At 56.5% G+C, this 1,608-nt stretch carries 1 protein-coding gene; it reads right to left on the bottom strand.

Annotated elements, in window-relative coordinates; translation table 11 throughout:
• Positions 1–37 precede the first annotated feature (37 nt).
• Positions 38–1,501 carry an IS701 family transposase gene (locus H1B37_RS32775; RefSeq protein WP_182871479.1) on the bottom strand — a complete coding sequence of 488 codons (1,464 nt, stop codon included), beginning with the start codon at positions 1,499–1,501 and terminating at the stop codon, positions 38–40.
• Positions 1,502–1,608: the final 107 nt, after the last annotated feature.

The following is a 1,608-nucleotide window of genomic DNA, read 5'->3' as shown; positions in this document are numbered from 1 at the left end:
CTGCACTTTAGGCGATTAACTTTAACGTCACTGATTGTCAGGTCGCCAGTGCAAGCAGGCGTTCGAATTTGTCGCGTATTTTTGTTTCGTCAGGGGCCAGGTGCAGATCGTTCAATAATTCGGAACGCAGCATTTCACGGGTGATTCGACGGCGGCGATCTGCGTGAGAGGGACGACGCGATGGATTGTCCCATGGCCGGTCACTGCGATCAACCAGCTGTTCGCCCTCCAGGTCCCAGCACTCCAGTTCAACCAGACTGTACATGCATCCGCACAAGTTCCAGCAGGCAATGCTTGACCAGACATTGCGAACCTGCTGCTCGCCTGCGCCCCATATCTCTTTGACGTCGTGAAAGTGCTCTTCGATCGACCAGCGGTCCGAGACCGTTTGCAGGATCATCTCCACAGCCATGGTCGTATCGGTGCTGATGTACGCTGCCCAATTCCCGCTTGTATGCTTCAACAGAACGACTCGCACCTGACCGCCGACAACCTTACTGGTAGCAAGGAACGTCTTGTATTTCCCCGTCGTCTGCACGCCTCGGCAACGGTACGTGATCGACTCCCATCCGTCGCGGCGACCAGCCCGCTTGGCCAAGCTGATTCGATTCTTTCCATACTTGCGAGGCCTACCGCGCTGCCCCGGTTTGTTCACCGGAACATCAAACAGCTGCGCATCGCGTCGAAGCCTTGTGACCACCGTAGCTCCCTCAGCGATCAATGCGCGAACCAGTTCGCCGACCGCATACGCACCATCAAACACAACAACAAAACCAGCCTTGCTACCAAGTGCTCGAAGTGTTCCAAAGACCTGCCGAAGCAGCTCCAGGGCGAGTTGAGGTTTGGTGCGAAATTCCCAGTCATGGCGTTGTTTCAGCTTGCCAATGTCAACCTGACGAACATACAACCGCGAGAGCAATGGCAACGCGACAGCTCCGAACAACGGATGATTCAGGACCATCGCCAGGCAGACCCAGTTGTGGCCATAAAGCCAGGCTCCGTCGCCAGGTCCGGGTGTCGGGTTGTGATGGATGTTGGCGGCTTCCACGCACGGTCCAAACCGCTTGGTGGGCGAATCGTCGATGGCAATCGTCCAGTGGCCGTTCTCGCCGGGATCGAACTTATTGAAGATGAACATCGCCAGCGGCAACATCAGCGACCCAGCCCTTCTGCCGATCGATTGGAGCATCTCATAGAACCGATCCCAGTCATCGTTGACGCCACCGCAGCGCAGCCAGCTGGCGGCGGTCCGGCGACCACCGGCAAGCATGGCTCCAGCGATGATGATCGGCAACCGAAAGCCGATTCGTTTGTCGAGCAACTCACTCATCGAAGCGACCAGGGTCGCGATCGTCCCGGTAAGCGGAACACTGGCCGACGTGGTTGTTCGGCGACTCGGATTCGGTGTGGCAAGTCGTTGCCGTTTGTCGTGTTGGGATGGTTTGGATTTGCGAGAATGTTGAGCTTGCGGTGGTCTGCCGGAGCGTTTACGCTTAGCCATCCTTGGCCCTCTGAGATATGGTGTTGTGTGAGAACTCCCATTTTCTCTGAGGGCTTTTTTCGTGGCAATATCAATCCGTCCACGATGACTTTTCGCCTAAAGTGCAG

Source organism: Stieleria mannarensis, from assembly GCF_014154935.1.
GTDB lineage: Bacteria > Planctomycetota > Planctomycetia > Pirellulales > Pirellulaceae > Stieleria > Stieleria mannarensis.
Note: the sequence above shows the minus strand (reverse complement) of the source record. Positions and strands in the feature narration are given on the sequence as shown.

What these genes read in the sequence shown, in the direction of transcription:
- H1B37_RS32775 (WP_182871479.1), bottom strand. Translation starts at nt 1,501, where the DNA reads ATGGCTAAGCGTAAACGCTCCGGCAGACCACCGCAAGCTCAACATTCT.